This window comes from Paenibacillus sp. V4I5 (assembly GCF_030817255.1).
In the GTDB taxonomy this organism is placed as follows: domain Bacteria; phylum Bacillota; class Bacilli; order Paenibacillales; family NBRC-103111; genus Paenibacillus_E.
In genome coordinates this window covers 1756132-1778305 of the sequence record NZ_JAUSZB010000002.1, presented here as the reverse complement: position 1 = coordinate 1778305, position 22174 = coordinate 1756132, and the positions used below count along the sequence as shown (strand labels likewise).

Genomic DNA, 22174 nt, shown 5'->3' with positions numbered 1-22174 from the left:
TGATGCCCGTAGAAACGAGGAGTTCACTTTGAAAGATACGATTGGCGGCAAAAGCATTATTCTGCGTGTGGAGCTGCAAACTGAAGCCGTTCATTTTGGACAATTAATCACCGTCATTACAGAAAATGGTGGAGATGTTATTGCTATTGACGTTATTCAATCAGGTCCAAATTGGACGGTTCGAGATATTACCGTTACCTCATCCGAACAGGCTCAATTGGAAGCTGTGGCCGAAGCTATCAAGCTGCTGCAGGGTGTAAAGCTTGTTCATGTATCAGATCGCACCTTTCTGCTCCACCTAGGCGGCAAGATTGAGATGAAGCCTAAGGTACCGATTCAGAATCGAGACGATCTGTCTCGCGTGTATACACCCGATGTTGCGCGAGTTTGCATGGCGATTCATGAGAAGCAGGAGAATGCGTATAAGCTTACGATTAAGCGAAATACGGTTGCTGTTGTTTCGGATGGCAGTGCGGTGCTAGGTTTGGGTAATATCGGACCCTACGCGGCTATGCCAGTCATGGAAGGTAAGGCAATGCTGTTCAAGCAGCTCGCTGATGTTGATGCCTTTCCAATCTGCTTAGACACTCAAAACACAGAAGAAATCATTGCCACGATTAAGAATTTAGCCCCTGCTTTTGGCGGGATCAATTTAGAGGATATCTCTTCGCCGCGTTGTTTTGAGATTGAGGAAAGGCTGCGCGAAGAGCTTGATATTCCTGTATTCCATGATGATCAGCACGGGACGGCAGTCGTTCTGTACGCTGGGCTCATTAATGCATTGAAAGTCGTTGGGAAATCGATTAACGAAGCAAAGGTTGTCATCTGTGGCATTGGAGCGGCCGGCATTGCTTGCTCCAACATACTACTCGCGGCAGGTGTCAAGGAATTGATTGGAGTTGATCGAGAAGGTGCTTTGGTGAGCAGCACTTCGTATAGCAATCCCATGTGGAACTGGTACGCGGAACGAACCAACCCGAATCGACTAACAGGTTCCTTGCACGAAATTATTGAAGGGGCCGATGTATTTATCGGATTATCCTCTGGTGGTGTGTTGAAACGGGTCGATGTTGAACGGATGGCGCCGCATCCCATTGTATTCGTGATGGCGAATCCGACACCGGAGATTCATCCCGATGAAATTGAAGACATTGCAGGCGTAATAGCGACGGGAAGGTCTGATTTCCCGAATCAGATTAATAATGTCCTATGCTTCCCAGGCATATTTCGAGCCGCGTTAGACTGCCAGGCTACGACAATTAATGAGGAAATGAAGCTAGCTGCTTCCGCAGCTATCGCCTCTGTTGTAGCCCCGCAAGAATTGAACAAATTGTACATTATTCCGAGTGTTTTCAATCAAGAGGTAGTTAGACGTATTCGGACAGGGGTCATTGAAGCAGCAATAAGAACCGGAGTGGCTCGAAGAATGCCGCGCGAATTCAGGTCGGGGGGATCTATATGAGTGGATTGGAGACAAGAGCGATTGTTGAAATCAACCAAGTGGCAAATCAATTTCAATCAAGCATTGTTATCAAAGTGGGCAAGCGATTCATCGATGTCAAAAGTATTCTTGGTCTAAGCATTACGCTCTTTAGCAACGAGGTGTACCACTTAGAAATTCATGGCCCCGACGAAGCTAAGGCTAAACTTGCCATGGAACAACTATTTATCAAACATGGGCTTCCGCTAAGCGGAATTTAATAGGAATGAAATGTTGCCACTAAAGGGTAACACCAAGTGATAACAGCTAGGGAACACAAGTGGCAATACCAAGGGCAATCCCCAATGGGCAACACCAATCGAACAATTCTAAAATCTGAACAAAAAACCTTCAACACCACTTTTAAAGTGGAGCTGAAGGTTTTTTTAGTGTTCACAGTAGGGGGGGGAGGTACACAAGTTGTACAGTCTACAACAATTTCCTTGATTTCTTTTTATTAAACGGAAGATGTTGTATGTTGTGCAACAATTTAGCCTTCATTCCTACTTGAGAGCAAATTTGGGCTGAAATTATTGTATTTTTTGCAACAATCGCTAGGAATTAGTGAATTTACTCACCTAATGTTGTATGAAGTACAACATCATAAGTAGCAAAAGGAACTACGATGCGTTATTTATCGAAATAACGCATCGACGTTCCCTTTCACGCAGCTTCTGTTTTGGTGAAAGGAAACCAAATCAAATTCGGCCCAGCGAATGAAGTATGTTCAAAAATTATTTCACCTTAAAATGCACAACTGCGCTGTACAGCATTTTACCAGCGTTCGGGTCGAACACGATGTGATGCTGAATCGCGAACACGTCCAGCAGTAAAGCTTTGTTGTTATCGATTTGCTCGTTGATTTGCCGTTCCAGCGTTTTCATATCATAAGCTTGAAAAAACTCAATTTTATTATCTATGCGATCCAAAAGAAAGTCCATGATCTTACTCCTCCCTAAGCTAAGTTGTAAAGTTAAGACAACTTCTCTTATTATAACGTCAATATCTGATATAGGAAGTACATATGAATAGGCGTATACTGTAAGGGGATACATGACCGCATGTTCAGATGGATCGGGAATCCCTCATTTGCTAGACAAACTTGTAGTAGGAAGTGATGTCGTTTTGAAGTCTACACGGTTATTGGTTGATTTCTTCAAAGAGAAATGGCCGTTGTACGTTGTAGCCGCATTGTCCATTTCTTTAGGTAACATTGTTCACTCGTACTACCCCAAGCTGCTAGGCATGTTTACAGATCAGCTGCAGCAAGGACTTTTGAACAAAACTCTTATTGTTGACTACAGTCTAAAGCTGCTGATGATTGGCGTTACATTCGGTGTTTTAGCAGCCATTGGTCAGTACATGATCATGCGTAACGGAAGACGCTTCGAGTTTGTTTCAAGAAACCGCTTGTTTAACCATTTCACACAACTGGGCGCAACATTTTACTCCAAGAACGGCGTTGGTAAGCTGCTGAGCTACGTGATGAATGACGTAACTGTCATTCGAGAATCGATTTCCATGGGGATTAACCACGTGGTAAACTCAGCCATTTTGATCACGGCTGTCATAGTCATGATGCTGTTCAGTTCGATCCCGCTTTATTTAATTCTCGTCTGTATATTGCCCTTATTGCTAATTCCTGTTCTAACCGTTCGATTTCAACCTATTATTAAAAAGCATTCTTTACAGGTACAAGAAGCATTAGGCAAAATGACGGAATCAGCCGAGGAGCAATTCGGAGGCATACGGGTAGCCAAGAAATTTGCAGTGGAACCGATTATGGTCCATAGGTTTAGTGAAACGGTAGATCGGATTCGGGACAACCAATTGAGGCTGGTTCGGCTATCTTCCTTATTTGAAGCACTTATTCCGTTTCTGGGCGCAATATCGCTGATCATCGCGATTGCTTTTGGGGGCTATTTGACTATTCAAGGTCGGATTACGATTGGCCATTTCGTTGAATTAACGCTATACATACGGATGATGGTAAACCCTTTACAGCAAATTGGCCGCGTCATTAACGCGATGCAGCGCTCTCGAGCTTCGCTTGAACGAATGAATGAGCTGCTCGATTTGAAATCCGAAATTGTGCAAAACGAGCTTGCGCAAATATCCGACCTCGATCATGAAGGAATTCGGATTGAACATTTGTCTTTTGCCTATCCTGATGATGAGGACGAAGTGCTTCATGACATAACGTTAACGATTGAACCTGGTAAATCCATTGGTATTATCGGGAAAACAGGCAGCGGTAAATCGACTTTGGTGAAGCTAATGCTTAGGATATACGACCCACCGGAGGGAACGGTATGGATCGGGGATACGGATATTCGCGATGTGACATTAGAAAGCCTACGTAATCAAATCGCTTACGTTCCGCAAGAGGGGTTCTTGTTTAGCACGACGATCCGCGATAACATCGCCTTTTATAAAAGAGAATCCCCCTTAGAACAGGTTGAGCGTGCTGCCAAGAAAGCACAAATCCTTTCCAGTATTACGTCATTTCCTGAGAAGTTTGAGACGAAGCTGGGTGAGCGCGGTGTCACCTTATCGGGTGGGCAGCGTCAACGAACAAGCTTAGCTAGAGGGATCATAAAGGATTCTCCTTTGATGATTCTAGACGATAGTGTAAGCGCTGTAGACTCTGTGACAGAGAAGCACATCATCGATACGATTCGGAAAGAGCGTTTGAACAAAACGACCATTTGGATCGCACATCGAATCTCTGCATTGAAGCATACGGATGAGATTATTGTACTTCACGAAGGCAGGATTGTGCAGCGCGGCACGCACCAAGAGCTAATTGCGCAGGAAGGCTTGTACGCCGAGCTTCATGCGATACAAGAGGGAGGTAGCGACGATGCCAAAAGAGAATAACAAAAGCAATGAGGAGCGGCAGAAGACGCGATCTTCCTTTCGTTCTTTATCCGTTTATGCCAAACCGCATAAGTTAACCTTTGTAGCTGTTTTATTTTGCGCGTTACTTGGGATAGCAGCCGATTTATTTCAGCCGTATCTGGTTAAGATCGCGATTGATGATAATTTGATGATCGGGAAAAATGACTATCGCTCGCTGCTGCTTATTTGTTTGTTTTATGTGGGTCTGTCCATCAGTAGTTTATTTTTCAGTTATCTGCAGAACAATTTATTGCAGTTTGCAGGTCAAAGCATCGTCGCCAAAATACGGAAGGATTTGTTCGAGCACATCTTTAAGCAGTCGATGTCTTATTACGATCGGACGCCAAGCGGCAGCCTGATTACACATGTTTCCAGTGACACTGAAACGCTGAATCAGTTTTTTACGCAGGTTCTTCTTAGTTTGGTACGCGATGGCATGACACTCGTATTCATCATTGTGTTGATGTATCATCTGGACCCACAGCTAACGCTGTACAGCATGATTGTGATTCCCATCATTGTCCTCATAGCGGTTAGCTTTCGCAGATATATGCGCAAAACCTATCAGCTCTCGAGGACGCAGCTGTCTCAAATGGTGGCGTTTGCCGCTGAGAATTTATCAGGAATGCATCTCATTCAAGCTTTTCATCAAGAGAAGGAACAGATGAATCGCTTCACTGAGCGGAATCTTGGGTATTTCCGTGCTAATTTGAGAGAAATACGTACCAATGTTTTGTTCAATCGTTCCTTTGATATTTTGGGTAATTTATCGGTAGCCTTTATTACTTGGATTGGCGGTATTGCTGTTTTCGATAAAACCATTGAATTCGGTGTTTTGTATGCTTTCATTACGTATATCCGACAGTTTTTTCAACCGATTAATAACATTACTCAGCAGTGGAATACCCTTCAATCTACGACGGTGTCTGTCAATCGAATTTGGAATATCTTCTCCATTCAACCGGAAGTAAGGGATAAGGAAGGCGTGTCGCCGCCCTCGTTGCCCGACGTGAAAGGGGACATTCATTTCAACCATGTGCATTTTGGTTATTTGAAGGATACAACTGTTATTGAGGATCTAGAGCTTCATATTGAACCCGGCGAATTGATTGGTATTGTGGGGACGACGGGTGCTGGTAAGAGCTCGCTGATTAGTCTGCTTTGCCGCTTTTATGATGTGCAGGAGGGAAGTATCCGCATTGATGGCACGGATCTTCGTGATATCCCGCAGGCCGTACTCCATCGTATGGTTGGACTTGTGCAGCAGGAACCGTACTTATACGCAGGCAGTATTCTGGACAATGTCCGGATGTTCGATGAAACCATAACGCGTGAGGAAGTTATAGAGGCATGCCGGATGGTTGGGGCAGACATTCTCATTTCACGAATGAAGGATGGTTATGAGACACGCATATCCGAGAGAGGAAGCGGGCTTTCCGCAGGAGAGAGACAGCTGATCTCGTTCGCGCGAATTATCGTATTCCAGCCGAAAGTACTAATTCTAGATGAAGCTACAGCGAATTTGGATTCACAAACGGAGCAGTTGATTCAATCCGCGCTGCAGGTCGTTGCTGAGGGAAGAACGACACTTGTTATCGCGCATCGCATCTCGACCATTATGCATGCTAACCGCATCATTGTAATGAGTCAGGGGAAAATTGTTGAAGAAGGGAACCATGCTCAATTACTTGCGCTTCGTGGCTATTACGAGCAATTATATCTGCATTCACAGGGGAATATGGATGCTGCGCAAACGATTTCATAGCAGACATGCACCGCAACTGAGGTGTGAAAATAAGCTTTGTCCGACTCCTTGTTAGGAAATCGTGACGAAGCTTTTCTTCATTTTATATGCGTGATAAAAGTCCTAGAAAGACTCTAAAAGTTTCTATCGTTGTATTGCATAAATGGATTGGTATATCTGTCTTGAGAGAGAGTTTTGATCCTATTTTACCTTTGGTTAGGGAAAATGTTAAAAAAGCAATATAGTTACAATATACTATCTTTACAAACAATACTGGAAAATTGTGTTGTTTTATTTATATTACTATACTATACTAATGTATAAAATTGTAAAGTTTTGTTGTCGATTATTGTCGAAGATGGGAATTTTCACCTACAACTTTATAATGGCAAACCTATTGAAAAATAGGGACGCAAAGCTAGAGGGACTACTGGCGGAGCAATCCACGAAAGCCGCAAGCTCAATCACCGAGCTCGTTTCCAGTACCCAAAATGACAGCATTCTTGTCATGGAGAGCATTGTTCAAGGAAATCAAGCCGTTGAACAAGGTCAAAGCTGGATTAACGATACGTATGAAAGTTTTAAAGTTATTTTTAATGGAATTTCTGTTTTCTCCAATCGGACAGACCACTTGATCCATACATTAGAGAGAGCGGAAAGATCCTTTGAGACTATTTCTAACGCCATGCAGAAAATCTCTGGAATTACTGAGGAACAATCTGCAGGCTACGAGGAAGTGGCGGCGGCGGCTCAAGAGCAAAGTGCTTCCATTCAGGAAATAACCTCAGCGATTCGCCAACTATCTGATATGGCTGTTGTACTGCAAAGTTCTGTTCAAAAGTTTAAGAATACAGATTGAATATAACGGCTTTCTTCATTCGATACTTGCCAGCCTAGTGCTGGCTTTTTTGTTATTTTAAAGTCTTGTCATCCATAGGCTAATGATCTGGTACTAGGAATAGATAGTACTTCTCAAACTGAACATCTCTAGTACAATAAGAAGTAAGCGAGAGGAGGAATATCATCATGAAATCTAAATTTGTTACGATTCAACTAGGCTATGTATTGGGAGCTAGTGCTCTACTAACCGCCATTGTATATTTTTTTGCTACGAATTGGGAGAAATTAAACCGCTGGGAGAAATTCATTCCTATCTTTGTGCTCATTATGGGCTTTTACGGCTTATCAGTATGGCTTTCTCGCCAAAATGGCAGGCAGTTTCTAAGTAAACTTAGCCTGTTTGCGAGCTGTATATCCTTCGGTGTAGGTGTTGGGCTCATTGGGCAAACCTACAATTCTCATGCTGACAGTTACAGCTTGTTCGCCGTATGGTTCATTCCGGCATTTTTACTTGCCCTATTAACTAGATGGCAGCCCTACTATGCACTGGCCTATATTTTGGGCCATCTCGCTTATGGGATTTATTTCTTTGGACGTTGGGGAGGGAGTTCAGATGCGGAAATCATCCAAATTGCCATCTGGCTCGGAATCTCCATTGCGAATGGCATCTTGTATGTTCTGACCGAGCAGGGGCTTTTGCAATCGTCTTTTCTCAAATGGATCTCTTTTCAAGTTGGGATGGCTGTTTTAGTCGTGGCTTCCAATTCACAAGAGTACGAAAAGTACGGTGTCTTTATGAACTTACCTCTCGTCCTAGTACTTGCGATAGCGATTTACTATACACACAAGACGAGGAACAAAGCTTATCTATTGTTTGCGGGTTTGTGGGTATCGATCTCGGTGACCGTCAAATATATCGAGCTTATTATCCAGCATTATAACGAGTTGTTTTTCATTGCCAGCTTGTTGTTTATTATCTTGTTCATCTTTGCGAATGTAAATTTCATGAACTTTATTCGTTCTTGGAATCCTGCATCCAAGCATTTGGATCCGGAAAATCACTCAGATCTAGAAGCTTCGGATCAAGCAAAGCCGGATGGCGATTTTACCAAATGGGTCGTCCGTGTTCTCACTGTATCAGTCATCATTATTGGTTCGATTCTGGGAAGCTTGACGATCATTGGGATCGTTACAGTTGTACTAGGATTTGATGAACCGGAGAATGTATTGATAGGTTTTGGTTTTGTCACTGTCATTGCGATGATCATAGCGAAAAAACTAAATGCATTAGTGCGATACACGATTCTCATTAGTGGACTGCTGCTTGGCGCGGGAGCGGCTGTTTTTACGGAAAATGTTCCTATTCTCTTGGTTTTCCTTGCTCTTACGGTTGCAGCTTTTATCTACATTACTGGTTTGGTACATCGCATATTCTTCTTTCTTGCTGCCGTCATAATTGCTGCGTTCGTACTAATCAATTGGATCGATAGCGGCATTATAGTCCTTACAGTGCTTACCAGCTTATTATTCCTTATGTTTGCCTTTGGTCAGGTTATAGCAAATGCGGGAGTCAGACAGCCTATTCTTTACAGCAGTTTTCCTTCATTTCTGTTAACTTTATTCGCCTTAACCTTTATAGCGGAGTCATCTTGGTATTATATAGCCAATGTGCTGTTCTTTATCGTCGTTGTTCTCGCTTTGGTCATTAGTAGACAACTGAATATCAAATGGATTTATACTTGGTCAATGGGCTTCTGGATTGCTTTCCTGGTATACAAATATTACGATCTGGCCTGGAAGCTTCTGCATAAATCGATTAGCTTCGCCATTATCGGGATTCTGATCCTTGCCTTTACGGTTTGGTATGAAAAAAGACATCGCTTGGAAGCAAGTGAACAACCAGATGTTACTTCTACTTATGCGATGAATCGCTGGATTATTGCACTTCTTGTTCTGCTGCAAGTCATGGCAATGTCCTTACAAATTGGTAAAAGTGAGTGGCTGCTCGCTCACGGACAGCTGATTAAGCTGCAGCTTGAACCGCTTGATCCACGTTCTCTTATTCAGGGTGATTATGTGCGTTTACGCTATACGATATCTGAGCCGCCTCTATTTGCAGATAAAAATGATGATGCAAATTCTAAGGGGAAAATGACAGTCGTTCTCGCTCCGAACCTGGCGACAGGTGTTTACGAATACCGCCGCGTGTATACCAAAGGGGAAACATTAGCTCCGGGAGAGGTTCGCTTGAATGGAAAGAAAAACGGTTATGAAGGTATGGAGTTCGGCATTGAGACTTATTTCATTCCGGAAGGAACAGGTCGTATTTATGAACGGGATGCCAAATTTGCTGAAGTAAAAGTTTCTGCTGGCGGCGATGCGATCCTTGTTCGATTATTGTTACAACCAAGTGTTGTCCAATAAAGATTATTGTGGTAAAATTACCCGATCTTTGCTTAAAAGAAAGGGGTACCCTGTTCTCATGTGGCTTATATTTTCAGTACTTGCAGCTGTCAGTTTCGGGCTGCGTGGTATTCTATATCATTGGACCAGTCAACAATCGCTGAATCGGAATGTGCTGCTCTGCGGCACATTTTTTATGGGGGCGCTCGTCAGCATTTGCTGCGCCCTTATTACCCAGCAAGAGTGGACGGTGTCTGCTCTGATTGGTGTTCAAATGGGATTGTTCTCCTTTGGAGCCAATGCCAGTATGTTTAAAGGCTTTGCGGTTGGCAAAGCCTCATTAGTTGCCATCCTCACCGGATTACCATCGGTCGTTGTGGTCTTCGTCGCATTTCTACTTTGGGATGAACGACTCAATTTATGGCAATTCTTTGCCTTCATTGTGATCGTTGTAGGTATCTTATTCGTCCGTTACTCGAATGATATCACATTAAAGAATCTGCAAGGAGCCGGATGGGGAGTGCTTGCTTTGTTTCTTTTTGCCGGGAATGATTTGTCTAGCAAATGGACAACCATCGTTTCTGCGCCGTTGTTTCCAACGCTATTTTTTATGTTTGTGACTGGGACATGCTGTTTCGGATTATGGTGGTTGAAGGACAGGTCAAAGGATAAAGGAAAAGAAGCTGCACCAGCCAGTTGGACCGAACGTAGAACTTTCCTGATTGGAATGGTCATCGGGATTACAAATGTCATTGGTATGGTCTTTATTATTCATGCGTTCGATCAGGGGAAAACAGGGTTAGTTTCCGCGGTCGTTGCACTTAATGTATTGATAGTCTTATTGTATACACGGTTTGTTCTGAGGGACAAATTCTCAAAAATGGAGCAATCCGGCTTAGCTTTAGCATTCATTGGCATTATGATGATGAAATTAGTTGGATCTTGACAACACATTATTATTGCTGTAATATTCAGTAAATTCTTAATTTCATAAGCAACATTGGTGAACAGGACAGTAATTCTTGTCGGACAGTCGCAGCGAGCCGGAGAAGGTGGGAACCGGTACGAATGTCAAGAGTGAAGCGGGCCTGGGAAATGGTCTTCCGATAGTACGATGTAGGGAGATTCGGCATAAGCCGTTATCGTTGGAGTGGTTAAACCAGTGGTTTAACACTTAGAGTGGTACCGCGGGAATGAACAGCTCTCGTCTCTTATTGTAGAGACGGGGGCTTTTTTGCATTTTCCTGCCAAAACATTCGCAGTTACGCACTAACCTATTAGGAGGAATATTCCATGATTCAACAGCTTCTAACGAATGAAATCAAGCTTCATGTAGATGTTTTATTTCAAGAGTACGGAATTGAACAGCCTGCGACTCTGAAAATCTTGACGGAGCACCCCGCTCATCCTGAGCACGGGGATTACAGCACGAATGTAGCTATGCTTTTAGCAAAAATAGTTCGTAAAGCTCCTTTGCAAATCGCGCAAGAGCTTCAACAGCGCATAGAAAAGAGCGGGTGTGTTCAAAGCTTATTCGCCAAAGTGGCTGCGGTGCCGCCAGGGTTTCTGAACTTTTATGTTAATTGGGACACCTGGTCTTCTGGTCATTATGGTGCTGCCAAAGGGCTTGTTGACCAAAGAAACAAAACAAAAGTTTTGATCGAGCATACGTCAATCAACCCCAATAAAGCTGCTCATGTTGGCCATTTGAGAAATTCATGTATCGGTGATTCGTTGTCACGCATGCTCTCGCAAGCAGGCTATCAGGTGGAGGTGCATAACTATATCGATGATCTGGGGAATCAATTAGCGGATACCGTGGTGGGCATTCTTCATACACAAACAGAAGAGACTTTTCATCGATTTGGCGATTTTTGTTGGGAGACCTACGCGAAGGTGAATCAGGCTTACAAAGTGCAGCCGGAGCTTGTAGAGCAGCGTTCTACAGTTCTTCATGCGCTAGAGAGCGGGCATTCTAATCTTGCATGGATGGGTGCTTTGGTGGCGGAAAGGATCGTTCGCGAGCAGTTGGATGAAATGAAGCAATTCGGCATTCACTACGATGTGCTGGTTTGGGAAAGCAGTATTGTGAGAGCGGGATTTTGGGATACAACCTTCGAGTTGTTGAGCCAAACGGATATGTTTCATAAGGTGACGGATGGGAAATTAGCAGGCTGCTGGGTACTGAAGAATCTAGAAGAAGGGGTTGTTGCAGCTGGAGAAAGCACGGATTATCAAGGGGATAAAGTGCTCGTTCGTTCCAATGGTATATTAACGTATACAGCGAAGGATATAGCCTATCATCTATGGAAATTCGGTGTGCTGTCGAATGATTTTGTATATAAAAAATGGGAGGATGGACTATGGTCCACAGCTTCCCAGGGCAGAAAGAAATCGATAGGGCAAGCAGATGTCGTCATTAATGTCATTGATTATCGTCAGCAATACCCGCAAGAGATGGTTAAGCTAGCTCTAGAAGTACTGGGCTATGAGCAGCAGGCGAGTCAGCTTAAGCACGTGAGCTATGGGGTTGTTTCCTTAAGCCCGGAAACTGCAGCAGGACTAGGTATTGATATTTCGGATGGCAAAAGCTCCTATGCGATGTCTGGGCGCCAAGGGATTGGAATTAAAGTCGCGGACCTGTTAGATCACATGGAGAGAGTCATTGACGCTAAACGTACAAGAAAAGCGGGGATTTCCAGCAGATCAATAGCTGCGGCTGCGATCCGTTATTATTTGTTGAAATATCAGCTGCAAACGGAAGTTATTTTTGACTTGGAACATGCGACGGAAATTACCGGGAACACGGGCGTCTACTTGCTTTATGCCTACACAAGAGCAAACAGTATTTTGGACAAAGCGAAGAAAGATACTCGACTGCAAAGGATGGAAGCAAAGTTCGATGGGAATCTTTTGGAAGAACAGGAATACCACCTATTGAGGCACGCTGCCTATTGGCCCGAAACACTGGAAACGGCCACTAAGCAATTGGCGCCGAGCATACTCTGTCATTATGCTTTTGAGCTAGCTTCGCTTTTTAACCATTTCTACAGTGTTTGTCCGGTTTTAAAAGGTAGTGAAGAACGCATTGCCCATCGCCTTTGGATCACGCAAGCGTATAAACAGACCATGCATCAGGTACTGGAAGTACTTGGTATGCCGACGCCAAAACGATTGTAACCGGAAAAGCGATCGCATTTACCCTATGCACTCGCCGAGACACTGTCACTCTTGCGCATACCTCGGAAGTCGGCGTTGTTCGCATTCGTCCTTAAAAATGCAACATAAGCTTTCTGATCTTGATCAAATGCGGTACAATAGGGATATTCGTGCCAATTTGAATGATTCAGGAGGCTTTAACCACAATGACAGAAAAAGATATCGACACACAAGCTCCAGTAGATAACGAACAAGATCAAGAACGCGAACAGGCTCAGATCATTATGACTTGGTTTCAGCACATTCAAGAAGTAATGAAAGAACAATTTCCCGAATATGAAGTAGATGGACAAATCGGCAATAATCCGACTTATGGTCCAATGTTTGCTTTCACACTTAAAAATGATGAAAAGTCCACATCATGCGGATTTTTCTTAAATGAAATTATGAGAAACTTCCAAACGAATCCGAATGCGGGGCTGTGGTTATCGTCCTTCTTCGTAGACTTGCTGAGAAGCCCGGAAAATCATCCGCTGCCGAATCCTCCACAATCGGAAGATGAAGCCAAAGAACTGCTGGATAAACACATTGTTCCTTATTGTGCGGCTACCGTGCGAGAAGAATTCCCTGATCAAAAGATCTATGTGGACTTGGAGCTTCATGAGGAGCATGGTCCAGTCCTAGAGGCTGGATTCGTAGCTGTTGAAGACGGCAATAATACGTGTGCGCTTCCGCTGCAATATTTAATGACGTTATATTTATTGAATCGTGACCCGGCAGAGCCTTTAATTCAAGCGATGTATCGGTTGTATGAAGAAAATAATTTAGGTCAATAAAATTTAGAACTAAACAGCCAGGAGGGCTTCCTCCTGGCTGTTTAGTTTGATTTTAGGGAGCTTATAGCGGAATAGTTACCTATCTACAAACGGCGATAATCCTCATAGCTTCTAATAATAGGAAGTGCAGAGATGGAACCAAACTTCACATATTTCATCGCGTGCGACGTGTTAAAAAGCACAACGGAATCGCTCGGACGCAGCCATCCGCTATCGCAGAGGGCGAGCAGACCTGCCCAAGTTGCCGAGCCTTCGGGGGAGGAGGAGATGCCCAATGAGCCCAAGGTATGCGTGGCTTCGGCAATTTGGCTCTTGGAGAGAGCGATGGCTGTGCCGCCGCTTTGTTCCACAATCGACAGGATGAACGCCAAGTCTGGCGGATTCGGTACGCGCATACCTGTCGGACTAGCTTCTACTCCGGCAGCTTGGGCACTTTTAGCTTGGCTGCAGGCTATGCCATCTACAATTGGCTGGCATCCCTCTTCCTGCACGCAGACGAATCTTGGCATGGGACCGTCAATCCAGTGGAGGGCTTTGAGCTCCTGGTAGGCTTTCCACATGCCAATAATACCGGAGCCGCCGCCGGTTGGATAGATGATGACGTCGGGGAACGTCCAACCAAGTTGTTCGGCGAGTTCAAGTCCCATTGTTTTCTTGCCTTCTACACGTCCGGGCTCCTTCAATGTGCCGACGTTTACCCAGCCCTGATCTTGTTTACCCGCTTCAATGATTGCTGCTGCATCATGAATGAAGCCGTCGACGAGGAAGGTGGCAGCTCCATATAACGGACATTCGTCCACGATTAATGGCGGGCAATCCATAGGGATAAAGACAGATGCCTCGATCCCCGCACGCCCTGCATAGGCGGCTAATGCGCCCGCGGCATTTCCATTGGATGGAACGGCCGCCTTAGTCGCTCCCGCTTCCTTGAGCAAGGAAACAGCGACGGAGAAGCCCCTCGACTTAAAGCTCCCCGTAGGGTTCTGCTCTTCTCTCTTGATCCATAGCCGTTTAATAGGCAGCTTCTGCTCCCATTCCTGCATGCGCAAGAGTGGCGTCCAGCCTTCGCCTAAGGTGACGATACAATCAGGGTTACTCACTGGAAGCAATTCTTTATATCTCCACATTGATGGGTAGCGTGTTTGTAATGCTTCCTTCGTTAATGTTCTAGCTATGTGCTCCAAGTCGTAATCGACCAATAAAGTACCACCGCAGTCGCATTTCATTTCTTGATAGCGGAAAGGGAGCCTTGCAGAACATCGTGAGCAATAAAGCCCCAATCGGTTCATCTCCGGGCCTCCTCAAAGTTTTCAATAGGAAAACTATCGTAGTTTTAATTTGAGTTTTGCTAATGCAAACTCTTATTTAGACTATTACCAAGAGGAGAAGAAGGAAACGGCTTGTGTCTTTTGATTTATTTTATTTTCGAACTTATTTTTCCGATTCATTTATTTGGTTTGTTTTTGTGAAATGACTTTATCTTGTGGAACATCGACTTATCCTTCAGTTTCAAAAATAGCTCAAGCATAGGAGCAAAATTAACCTCAATAATCCAAACATTTCCCTCTTTGTCAAAAGCCATATCAATCCCCATCGTACGCACCCAAGGATAGAAAGGTCCTAATTTCTGAGCGGCTTGTAAAGCAACTTTATCGAGCTGTGAGAGGAGGTCGGCAGCCGGCATCGTTTTGAGTACCGAATTTTTGAGCGCATGCTCCACCGATACAACCTTGCCGCTGCTCATACGAATATTCGTTACGATAAAGCCCTTTCCGGCCACTTTGGCTAGTTTACCGGTCACTTCCCAAGGCGAATTTAGGCGGCGCTGCACCATGACTCTGAGATCAAAGGGCCGGTCATTCACCGTGGCAAGCGGAATTCGCTCCTGAATGATGTTATTCTTGCCCGCTTTCTTTTTGATATAGGCATTTAATTGGGTATGCTCTGTAAAATTTTTCTTTGTAGCGCCATCCTGTACCTCATATGTGGAAGAATCCATCTTTTTGATCCGAATGACACCATTGCCCCCATAGCTCCCAGTCGGTTTAATGATGACCTCACCGTATTTTTTTATCATGCGCCAGAAAGAGCTCTCTCTCAGCCAGGCTGTTTCTGGAAGATTCACATGAAGTTTAGACGATTTCCGCAGCAGCTTATATTTGGTCCATTTGCTTGTGTTTAGTTTATTCATTGAATTTTGCTTCTTGCTTGAGAATAACTAGATCATGTTCTTCAACCCGGAGCAGTTGATTGCGTTCATCAACGAAAACCACTTGAGGTTTGAGGTTGTTAATTTCTGTTTCATTCATAAGTCCCATACTAAGAATAATTACGAGATCGCCTGGAGCAAAAAGATGGGCAGGGGGACCATTCAAACCGATCTTACCGCAGCCTTCCGGCGCAGGTATCGCATATGTTTTCCACCTGGTGGCGTTTCGCAGGCTTGTAACTTGAACCATTTCATAGGGTAAAATATTCGCTTTGCGCATCAATAAACCGTCTATGGTAATGCTTCCCACATAATCCAAATCGGCTTCCGTTACCGTCGCACGGTGGATCTTCCCTTTACACATTAGTCGCTGCATATGCAGTAGCTCCTTTATCATCACATAAGGTATTCATCACAAAGTATGACTAAGGTCGGCATCCTGGTGTAGGTTAAAGCCTATTTCCAACGAAAAATGGGTAAATGCCACGTTGAATTATGGCTTTGATATACTAATTAAACGATTATATGTAAACCTTGGGTAGATGGGAGTGAAAAGTTCTGCAGCCTATTCTGGTTATGAGGACAGAAGCAGAGGGTTCAACTAGTGCGGTCAATGCTGCTAGGAGCGGATATTTCCCGGGGAACCGCACAAAACGACAGGATATGAGTACAACAAGAAGCATCCGATTAAGCTTACTCGGATGCTTCTTTGTATGGATGACCGGTTCAATGGAAAATAAAAACAGAGCCTCAGCTGCGCTTCATCCTATTAATTTAATGCCGCTAATTAATATCAGACTTGCAATAATTGTGCGCAGAATATTGGTCGGTGCCTTGGTGGATAGCATGCTGCCGATAATGACGCCGGGAATGGAACCGATGAGAAGATTGAGGACGAGTGTATAATTCACATTCCCCATACTTGCGTGCAGAATACCTGCTGTTGTCGCAAGGAAGAAAGCGTGAGCGATGTCTGTTCCTACGAGCTGAGCAGGGATCATACGGAAAAAGTAAAGCATCGCAATGGCATACAGGGAGCCAGATCCAATGGATGTAAGCCCGACAACGAAACCCAGTACAGCACCAATTGTGATGGTTAGTCCTCGTTTCTCCTCCAAAGATTTGAGCTGCCAGCGATTTTCTTTGATCTTGTGGCCGAAGAAAACCTTAAACAAGGTTGCAATCGCTACTAGAATCAAGACATAACCAAGGGCATGCTTAATAATGATCTCCTGATTATGAAAGAACGAATTGAATAATTTCAAAACAATAACGGCTGCGATTACACCTGGAATACTACCCATAGCGAGCATTTTAACCAGCTTGAAATCAATCGTTTTCTGCCGCCAATGCTGAATCGTGCCAAAAAGCTTTGTAATCGAATTATAAAGTAGGTCTGTTCCAACGGCAATTGAAGGATGAATACCAATCAGGATCAAAATAGGGGTGAGCAGCGAAGCTCCGCCTACACCAGTCAATCCGACCATAAAACCAACCAATACACCCATAAATAAAACTGTTAAAGTCATGTTGTCATGTCCCCAATCGAATTACCCACTAACCTTATTGGATTAATTTTATTACATAGAAAAGCATTATGTAAAGGGAAATTTTTTAACGTGCTTTTTATTTGACTTCATCATGCTCTGAACATGCTATTCATCCATTCTTGAATCAGTTACAATATATGGATGTGAAAAAGATCAGCAGTTAGGAGGGGACATCCTTGAGAAATCGAACAACGGTTATGGTGAGTATTGTTTTGGCGGTATTAGTGTCGTCTATCGATACCACGATTGCGAATACCACCATGCCGATTATAGTGAAAGAAATTGGTGGCAATGACCTGTATGCATGGGCATTTACCTCTTATATGGTCCTTTCTACTGTACTAGCTCCACTAGCAGGCAGACTTTCTGACCTATTTGGGCGGAAACGGATCTTTGCAGCAGGTATACTTCTGTTTCTTTTCGGATCTGTTCTTTGCGGTTTATCTCAGAGCATGCTGCAGCTGATCCTGTTCAGAGCCATTCAAGGGATTGGTGCAGGGGTGATGATGCCTTTTCCTGCCATCATTGCGGGAGATATTTATCCAGTGGAGCAGCGAGGTAAAGTTCAAGCGTATTTTACCGGGATGTGGGGGTTATCTGCGATTTTAGCGCCTCTACTGGGCACGTTCTTCGTTACCTACCTGAGCTGGCGGTGGATTTTTTTCGTCAATATACCGGTATGTATCATTGCACTTCTTGCCTTGCAGCCGTATAAGGAAGTGTATCAACCGAAGAAAGCAGTGGTCGATTATGGCGGAGCTATTTTGTTTGCCTGTGGAATATCCTTATTGCTGCTTACAACAGCAGTTGAGCATTATAGCTACATCTATGGTGCGCTAGGGGGGATATTTATGATTGCTTTCTTTTTTTATGAGAAAAGACATCCTGCGCCAATTGTTCCGTTAAACCTACTTCGCAATCGTCCGGTGGCCATAATGATTGCAAGCTCCTTTCTCAGCTGCGCGGCTCTCTTTGGGACTTCTAGCTTCATTCCTCTCTTCTTGCAAAATCAAGGCTACTCGTTGTTTGTCAGTGGTATTGCTCTTCTGAGTACATCCATTGGGTGGATGGCCGTTGCTGTGCCTGGTGGAAATTGGGTGCTTCGCTATGGATATAAACGGCTTTTAGTTATAGGTAATATGATACTCGTTATTACAGCAGCCTTATTTTATTTCATACACGAAGGTACTCCATTCTGGTACACGTTTACCGCACTAACGACGCTTGGTCTTGCTTATGGAATAATTTTCACCATTACTACAATCGGTTCACAGCAGCTTGTAGAAGCGAACCAGAAGGGGATTTCCACCTCGCTTCAGCTCTTTGCACGGAATATTGGAACAGCGGTCAGCGTAACCATCATGGGGGCAATCCTTACTAAATCCAGCGTCTTTTATACGGGTATTCACGGCATGTTCGTATTTGGACTTTTGGCAAGCTTACTTTCATTGGCCATGCCGTTTGCTATTCGCTCGGTGTCCAATCTGAAAAGCCAGAAGACGGAGTAACATCCGCATTCTGGCTTTTTTCATAAAGCATTTGGACTAGCATTATCATCATGGATCATATAACTCTTTTCAAATAGCTCGGCTGTAAGTGGAACAGATAATAAGTATCCTTGTATATGTTGACAACCAACTCTCTCTAAAAAAGTGAGCTGTTCATGAGTTTCTACACCTACAGCAATGACACTCAATTTTAAACTATATGACATGGCCATAATAGCTTCAATGATAGAAGAATCAGAAATAAAGGTAGAGATGTCTTTAATGATCGATTTATCAATTTTCAAAGTATCGACTGGATACTTATGTAAATAACTTAAAGAAGAATAACCAGTTCCGAAATCATCGATGGAGATTTTAACTCCCTCACGCTTTAAAGCATAAAGCTTTTCCATACAGCTGAGGCTGTTATTCATCAATGCACTTTCGGTAATTTCAAGTTCTAAGTACTTTGCTTCCAGCTCATTTTGATGCAGAATATCAAGAATCATTGTCACCAAATCTTCTTGATGAAACTGAACAGCGGATATATTGATTGCAATAGGAACAGGCTCCATACCTGCAGCTTGCCATTTATTCATTTGTACGCAGGCCGTTTGTAATACCCATTTTCCAATTGCAATAATTTGTCCGGATTCTTCTGCAATAGGAATAAATTCCTTCGGCGAGACGCTTCCTAACTCATGGCTATCCCACCTAAGTAAAGCTTCAACGCCGATGATTGTGCCGGTAGGAATATGGAATTTGGGTTGGTACATCAGGTAAAGCTCATTTTGTTCTCTGGCTGTCCGAAGGGATTGTTCACAGGCACTTCTCCTCGAATGAATGACACTCAGTTCCTGTTCATAAAAATGATAATGGTTTCCTCCACGTTCTTTGGCCCGATACATCGCTTGATCGGCATTTTTCAGTAAAACCTCCGGATCTTCTCCATCGATAGGATACAAAGAGATACCAATACTGGTGGAAACAAAAATATTTCGCCCATCGATTTGGAAAGGAGCTTCCAATTGTTGAATGATTTTCTCCGCTTGCACAGCTGCTGACTTCCGATTTCCGAAAGGGAACAAAATCACAAATTCATCGCCACTTAGTCTGGAGACAATGCTTTGTGCAAACAAGCTTTCTGAGAGCAATGCGGAGAACTTTTGCAAAACAAGATCTCCTAAGTGATGGCCTAAGGTATCGTTGATGTGCTTAAACCGATTTACATCAAGGAAAAGTAGCGCTAAGCTTTGCTTATGTTGTTTGGCGTTGTTTAACGCATCATGGAAAAGCTGATTGAACTGGTTGCGATTCGGCAAACCTGTCAGAAGATCAAAGTAAGCTAGCTGCTGTATCATTACTTCAGATTTCTTTTTTTCAGTCAGATCGCGAAGATAAGCTGTATAGACAAGCTTTCCTTTATACGGAGTGCTCGTAATCGTTATTTCTGCCGGAAATACGCTGCCATCCGATCGAAATGCTTTCAATTCGATTCGCTTACCGATAATCGTCTCGTCTTTAGCCGTGAACAGCAGATTTAAGAAGGTTGTCTCCTGGCCATCTTTTTCAAAAAGAAAATCAATTAACGTAAGCCCTAGAGCTTCTTTGCGTTCGTATCCAAAAATGGCTTCTGCCGCAGGATTAAACGCAATGATCTTCCCACTTGAATTAAGCAACATGATACAATCGATAGCAGACTCTAAAAGGGAAGCTTTGAGTGCTGTTTGGTTAGTAAAGGATATGTAAAGAGCAGTTATTGAAATAATGAACGTTAGCAGTATGAGGTAAATAGGATAACTATCTATTAGCGTAAGATGCATGAATCAACCTCATTTCGTATAAATAAAAAAGTCCATCCCGAATGAAAGGATGAACTCCTTGACTCGGTAACCTGTCGTCCATAGCATCCAATTAGGGGTGCCTTAGGTCATGGCTTTGCGTCGCATTGTTTCCAATGGTTTGCTTTTGACGATTCTATATATGTAGTTCAAAAGGCACTAGTTAATGATGTAAAAAGCTTATATACCAGTTAATACGCCTCATTATAATTAGTTAAAAATGACGTGTCTATAGCGGTATTTACATATAATTAGCGAAAAATGTCGAATTCAACTAAAAAAAATTAATAATGCTAATTTCTTAAAATTTCTATAGTTCTAGAGATGGATAGGTGAGGTTTAATGAGTACATCAAGTCAAGTTCGAGGCATTATTTTTGATATGGATAATACACTGCTGAGGTCTAGCATTAATTTCCAAATGATGAAAAAGCAAGTGGCGGACTACCTTACAGAGAATGATTTACTGCCAGTTGGTTTCCCGATTCAAGAGCATACCACATCAACCATGATTGAGCATGTGAAAGCGAATGGGATACCTGAAGAGTCCTATAATGAAGTAATGAATATGGTCGTTCAACATGAACTAATAGGCATGGAGGGTGCAGGACTGGAATCCCATGTTTCCGAGCTTCTAAATGTTTTAATGACGGGCTATGTCCTGGTTATTGTTACAAATAATTCATACAAGGCCGCAGTACATGCGTTGGAAACGACTGGAATTCATCCATACTTTGATTTGATCATCGGAAGAGAGCAGATGAATGCCATGAAACCATCTCCCTCCGGGTACTTAGCTGCTAAGCAGCATTTTCCACAAATTCTTGAGAACGAATGGATATCGATCGGTGATTCGTGGATAGATGGCAGAGCATCCGTTGATGCAGGAGTTCCCTTTATCAGCTATGGGCCAAACGGACATCTGATGAAGGAGAAGGGAATCACCCCTATAGCGCATATTGACAGCTTGCTTAAGTTGTTAGATTATGTGTAGATAATGTAAAACGAAAGTAGTGAATAAAGATGTTAGTGAATGTGAAATCCCGACTTTACGAAATTGAAATACAAGAACTGCTGAGTTACAGCGTTTTCCCCGATCAGGAGGCGCTGCAACCTGTCATTGAGCGTTATGAAAATGATGCTAATCTATGGTTGTTTGGATATGAATCCGAAGGTATCTTGGTGGGCATCATCGGCTTTAAGCTCAGTGATAATCAGGAGATGACGATCACTCATCTGGCCGTTGAACCGGAGAGCAGAGGGGTAGGCTTTGGACGGGGAATTATCCTTGAAATTATTGAAGATATGCACCCTGTTCGAATCGTGGCTGAAACGGATGAAGAGTCAGTCCAATTTTATCGGAATATTGGGTTCGTTATTCGCAGCCTTGGGGAGAAGTATCCAGGTGTTGAGCGTTTCCTATGTACCTATGAGGTAGAAGAAGCGGAAGAGGATTAAAGCGGCAGGTATGGATAAAATTATTGCTGAGAAGCAAAGACAATTAGACGAATGGGCGAAAACGAACAAAAAATAATCATTAAATAAGGAGAGAGCTGCATTCCACGCTTTGGCGTAGGTTGCGGCTTTTTCATTCTCCGAGCAACATCGGTAAGATTACTTTTGGGCCTTGGACTAAAGTAAGTGTCATGTTAGGAGGCTTTTCGCATATATTGTGTTAGATTATTAACTTAAAAAAAAGACTGAAAGCGATTTCGTTTCGTCATT

At 43.4% G+C, this 22174-nt stretch carries 19 protein-coding genes, 2 riboswitches and 1 other annotated feature; of the genes, 13 read left to right on the top strand and 6 right to left on the bottom strand.

The annotated features are described in order from the left end of the window. Window positions 1-28 precede the first annotated feature (28 nt). Both QFZ78_RS10275 and QFZ78_RS10270 read left to right on the top strand, forming a co-directional pair. The gene (locus QFZ78_RS10275) at window positions 29-1462 is read left to right on the top strand and encodes an NAD-dependent malic enzyme (RefSeq protein ID WP_307547163.1); all 1434 of its coding nucleotides are present in this window, start codon (window positions 29-31) and stop codon (window positions 1460-1462) included. Then, window positions 1459-1701, top strand: a complete 243-nt coding sequence (locus QFZ78_RS10270) for an HPr family phosphocarrier protein (RefSeq protein WP_307547161.1) — start codon at window positions 1459-1461, stop codon at window positions 1699-1701. The genes QFZ78_RS10275 and QFZ78_RS10270 overlap by 4 nt, the downstream gene beginning before the upstream one ends. A 513-nt stretch (window positions 1702-2214) precedes the next feature. Here QFZ78_RS10270 and QFZ78_RS10265 read toward each other — a convergent pair. Continuing rightward, on the bottom strand, window positions 2215-2421 hold the full coding sequence (locus QFZ78_RS10265; RefSeq protein WP_057306477.1) for a YrzA family protein: 207 nt from the start codon (window positions 2419-2421) through the stop codon (window positions 2215-2217). A 184-nt stretch (window positions 2422-2605) separates the two neighbouring features. On the opposite strand from QFZ78_RS10265, the gene QFZ78_RS10260 reads away from it, so the two are divergent. The 7 genes from QFZ78_RS10260 (at window position 2606) to QFZ78_RS10230 (ending at window position 13363) form a co-directional block, all read left to right on the top strand. Then, the gene (locus tag QFZ78_RS10260; RefSeq protein WP_307547158.1) at window positions 2606-4360 is read left to right on the top strand and encodes an ABC transporter ATP-binding protein; all 1755 of its coding nucleotides are present in this window, start codon (window positions 2606-2608) and stop codon (window positions 4358-4360) included. Further along, entirely contained in the window at window positions 4344-6146 is a 1803-nt protein-coding gene (locus QFZ78_RS10255; RefSeq protein ID WP_307547156.1) for an ABC transporter ATP-binding protein, read from the top strand. The genes QFZ78_RS10260 and QFZ78_RS10255 overlap by 17 nt, the downstream gene beginning before the upstream one ends. A 356-nt stretch (window positions 6147-6502) precedes the next feature. After that, a riboswitch (cyclic di-GMP riboswitch) is annotated at window positions 6503-6597 on the top strand. Between the two features lie 36 nt (window positions 6598-6633). Beyond that, entirely contained in the window at window positions 6634-6984 is a 351-nt protein-coding gene (locus QFZ78_RS10250) for a hypothetical protein (protein WP_307547154.1), read from the top strand. Between the two features lie 167 nt (window positions 6985-7151). Beyond that, window positions 7152-9389, top strand: coding sequence for a GDYXXLXY domain-containing protein (locus tag QFZ78_RS10245; RefSeq protein ID WP_307547152.1), 2238 nt, complete (start codon window positions 7152-7154; stop codon window positions 9387-9389). Window positions 9390-9447: 58 nt separating this feature from the next. Beyond that, window positions 9448-10314 (top strand): EamA family transporter, encoded by an 867-nt coding sequence (locus QFZ78_RS10240; RefSeq protein WP_307547151.1) that lies wholly within the window; start codon window positions 9448-9450, stop codon window positions 10312-10314. Between the two features lie 48 nt (window positions 10315-10362). Then, window positions 10363-10583, top strand: a binding site (T-box leader). 78 nt (window positions 10584-10661) lie between these two features. Then, on the top strand, window positions 10662-12548 hold the full coding sequence (locus QFZ78_RS10235) for an arginine--tRNA ligase (protein ID WP_307547149.1): 1887 nt from the start codon (window positions 10662-10664) through the stop codon (window positions 12546-12548). 185 nt (window positions 12549-12733) lie between these two features. Further along, window positions 12734-13363, top strand: coding sequence for a hypothetical protein (locus tag QFZ78_RS10230; protein WP_057306470.1), 630 nt, complete (start codon window positions 12734-12736; stop codon window positions 13361-13363). 83 nt (window positions 13364-13446) lie between these two features. On the opposite strand, the gene QFZ78_RS10225 is transcribed toward QFZ78_RS10230, so the two are convergent. The 4 genes from QFZ78_RS10225 to QFZ78_RS10210 form a co-directional block, all read right to left on the bottom strand. Next, window positions 13447-14652, bottom strand: a complete 1206-nt coding sequence (locus tag QFZ78_RS10225; RefSeq protein WP_307547147.1) for a threonine synthase — start codon at window positions 14650-14652, stop codon at window positions 13447-13449. 155 nt (window positions 14653-14807) lie between these two features. Next, window positions 14808-15554, bottom strand: coding sequence for a YheC/YheD family protein (locus QFZ78_RS10220; RefSeq protein WP_307547145.1), 747 nt, complete (start codon window positions 15552-15554; stop codon window positions 14808-14810). Further along, the gene (gene panD, locus QFZ78_RS10215) at window positions 15547-15948 is read right to left on the bottom strand and encodes an aspartate 1-decarboxylase (protein WP_307547144.1); all 402 of its coding nucleotides are present in this window, start codon (window positions 15946-15948) and stop codon (window positions 15547-15549) included. The genes QFZ78_RS10220 and panD overlap by 8 nt, the downstream gene beginning before the upstream one ends. A gap of 385 nt (window positions 15949-16333) precedes the next feature. Next, entirely contained in the window at window positions 16334-17101 is a 768-nt protein-coding gene (locus QFZ78_RS10210) for a sulfite exporter TauE/SafE family protein (RefSeq protein WP_307547142.1), read from the bottom strand. 197 nt (window positions 17102-17298) lie between these two features. Here QFZ78_RS10210 and QFZ78_RS10205 point away from each other — a divergent pair, with 197 nt between their 5' ends. Next, on the top strand, window positions 17299-18630 hold the full coding sequence (locus QFZ78_RS10205; protein WP_307547140.1) for an MFS transporter: 1332 nt from the start codon (window positions 17299-17301) through the stop codon (window positions 18628-18630). Window positions 18631-18650: 20 nt separating this feature from the next. Here the strand turns inward: QFZ78_RS10205 and QFZ78_RS10200 are convergent, their stop codons facing one another. Then, window positions 18651-20432: a putative bifunctional diguanylate cyclase/phosphodiesterase gene (locus QFZ78_RS10200; protein ID WP_307547139.1), complete on the bottom strand. Its 1782-nt coding sequence runs from the start codon at window positions 20430-20432 to the stop codon at window positions 18651-18653. Window positions 20433-20494: 62 nt separating this feature from the next. After that, window positions 20495-20586, bottom strand: a riboswitch (cyclic di-GMP riboswitch). 206 nt (window positions 20587-20792) lie between these two features. Here QFZ78_RS10200 and QFZ78_RS10195 point away from each other — a divergent pair. Genes QFZ78_RS10195 through QFZ78_RS38490 form a run of 3 tightly spaced genes read left to right on the top strand, consistent with a single transcriptional unit; the run spans window position 20793 to window position 21983 of the window. Then, the gene (locus QFZ78_RS10195; RefSeq protein WP_307547136.1) at window positions 20793-21443 is read left to right on the top strand and encodes an HAD family hydrolase; all 651 of its coding nucleotides are present in this window, start codon (window positions 20793-20795) and stop codon (window positions 21441-21443) included. A 41-nt stretch (window positions 21444-21484) separates the two neighbouring features. Beyond that, window positions 21485-21907, top strand: coding sequence for a GNAT family N-acetyltransferase (locus tag QFZ78_RS10190; RefSeq protein WP_307547135.1), 423 nt, complete (start codon window positions 21485-21487; stop codon window positions 21905-21907). A gap of 10 nt (window positions 21908-21917) precedes the next feature. After that, window positions 21918-21983 (top strand): DUF3502 domain-containing protein, encoded by a 66-nt coding sequence (locus tag QFZ78_RS38490; protein ID WP_373460389.1) that lies wholly within the window; start codon window positions 21918-21920, stop codon window positions 21981-21983. Window positions 21984-22174: the final 191 nt, after the last annotated feature.

What these genes read in the sequence shown, in the direction of transcription:
- QFZ78_RS10220 (WP_307547145.1), bottom strand. Translation starts at nt 15,554, where the DNA reads ATGAATAAACTAAACACAAGCAAATGGACCAAATATAAGCTGCTGCGG.
- panD (WP_307547144.1), bottom strand. Translation starts at nt 15,948, where the DNA reads ATGCAGCGACTAATGTGTAAAGGGAAGATCCACCGTGCGACGGTAACG.
- QFZ78_RS10195 (WP_307547136.1), top strand. Translation starts at nt 20,793, where the DNA reads ATGAGTACATCAAGTCAAGTTCGAGGCATTATTTTTGATATGGATAAT.
- QFZ78_RS10235 (WP_307547149.1), top strand. Translation starts at nt 10,662, where the DNA reads ATGATTCAACAGCTTCTAACGAATGAAATCAAGCTTCATGTAGATGTT.
- QFZ78_RS10265 (WP_057306477.1), bottom strand. Translation starts at nt 2,421, where the DNA reads ATGGACTTTCTTTTGGATCGCATAGATAATAAAATTGAGTTTTTTCAA.
- QFZ78_RS10230 (WP_057306470.1), top strand. Translation starts at nt 12,734, where the DNA reads ATGACAGAAAAAGATATCGACACACAAGCTCCAGTAGATAACGAACAA.
- QFZ78_RS10200 (WP_307547139.1), bottom strand. Translation starts at nt 20,432, where the DNA reads ATGCATCTTACGCTAATAGATAGTTATCCTATTTACCTCATACTGCTA.
- QFZ78_RS10250 (WP_307547154.1), top strand. Translation starts at nt 6,634, where the DNA reads ATGGAGAGCATTGTTCAAGGAAATCAAGCCGTTGAACAAGGTCAAAGC.
- QFZ78_RS10245 (WP_307547152.1), top strand. Translation starts at nt 7,152, where the DNA reads ATGAAATCTAAATTTGTTACGATTCAACTAGGCTATGTATTGGGAGCT.
- QFZ78_RS10270 (WP_307547161.1), top strand. Translation starts at nt 1,459, where the DNA reads ATGAGTGGATTGGAGACAAGAGCGATTGTTGAAATCAACCAAGTGGCA.
- QFZ78_RS10210 (WP_307547142.1), bottom strand. Translation starts at nt 17,101, where the DNA reads ATGACTTTAACAGTTTTATTTATGGGTGTATTGGTTGGTTTTATGGTC.
- QFZ78_RS10255 (WP_307547156.1), top strand. Translation starts at nt 4,344, where the DNA reads ATGCCAAAAGAGAATAACAAAAGCAATGAGGAGCGGCAGAAGACGCGA.
- QFZ78_RS10240 (WP_307547151.1), top strand. Translation starts at nt 9,448, where the DNA reads ATGTGGCTTATATTTTCAGTACTTGCAGCTGTCAGTTTCGGGCTGCGT.
- QFZ78_RS10225 (WP_307547147.1), bottom strand. Translation starts at nt 14,652, where the DNA reads ATGAACCGATTGGGGCTTTATTGCTCACGATGTTCTGCAAGGCTCCCT.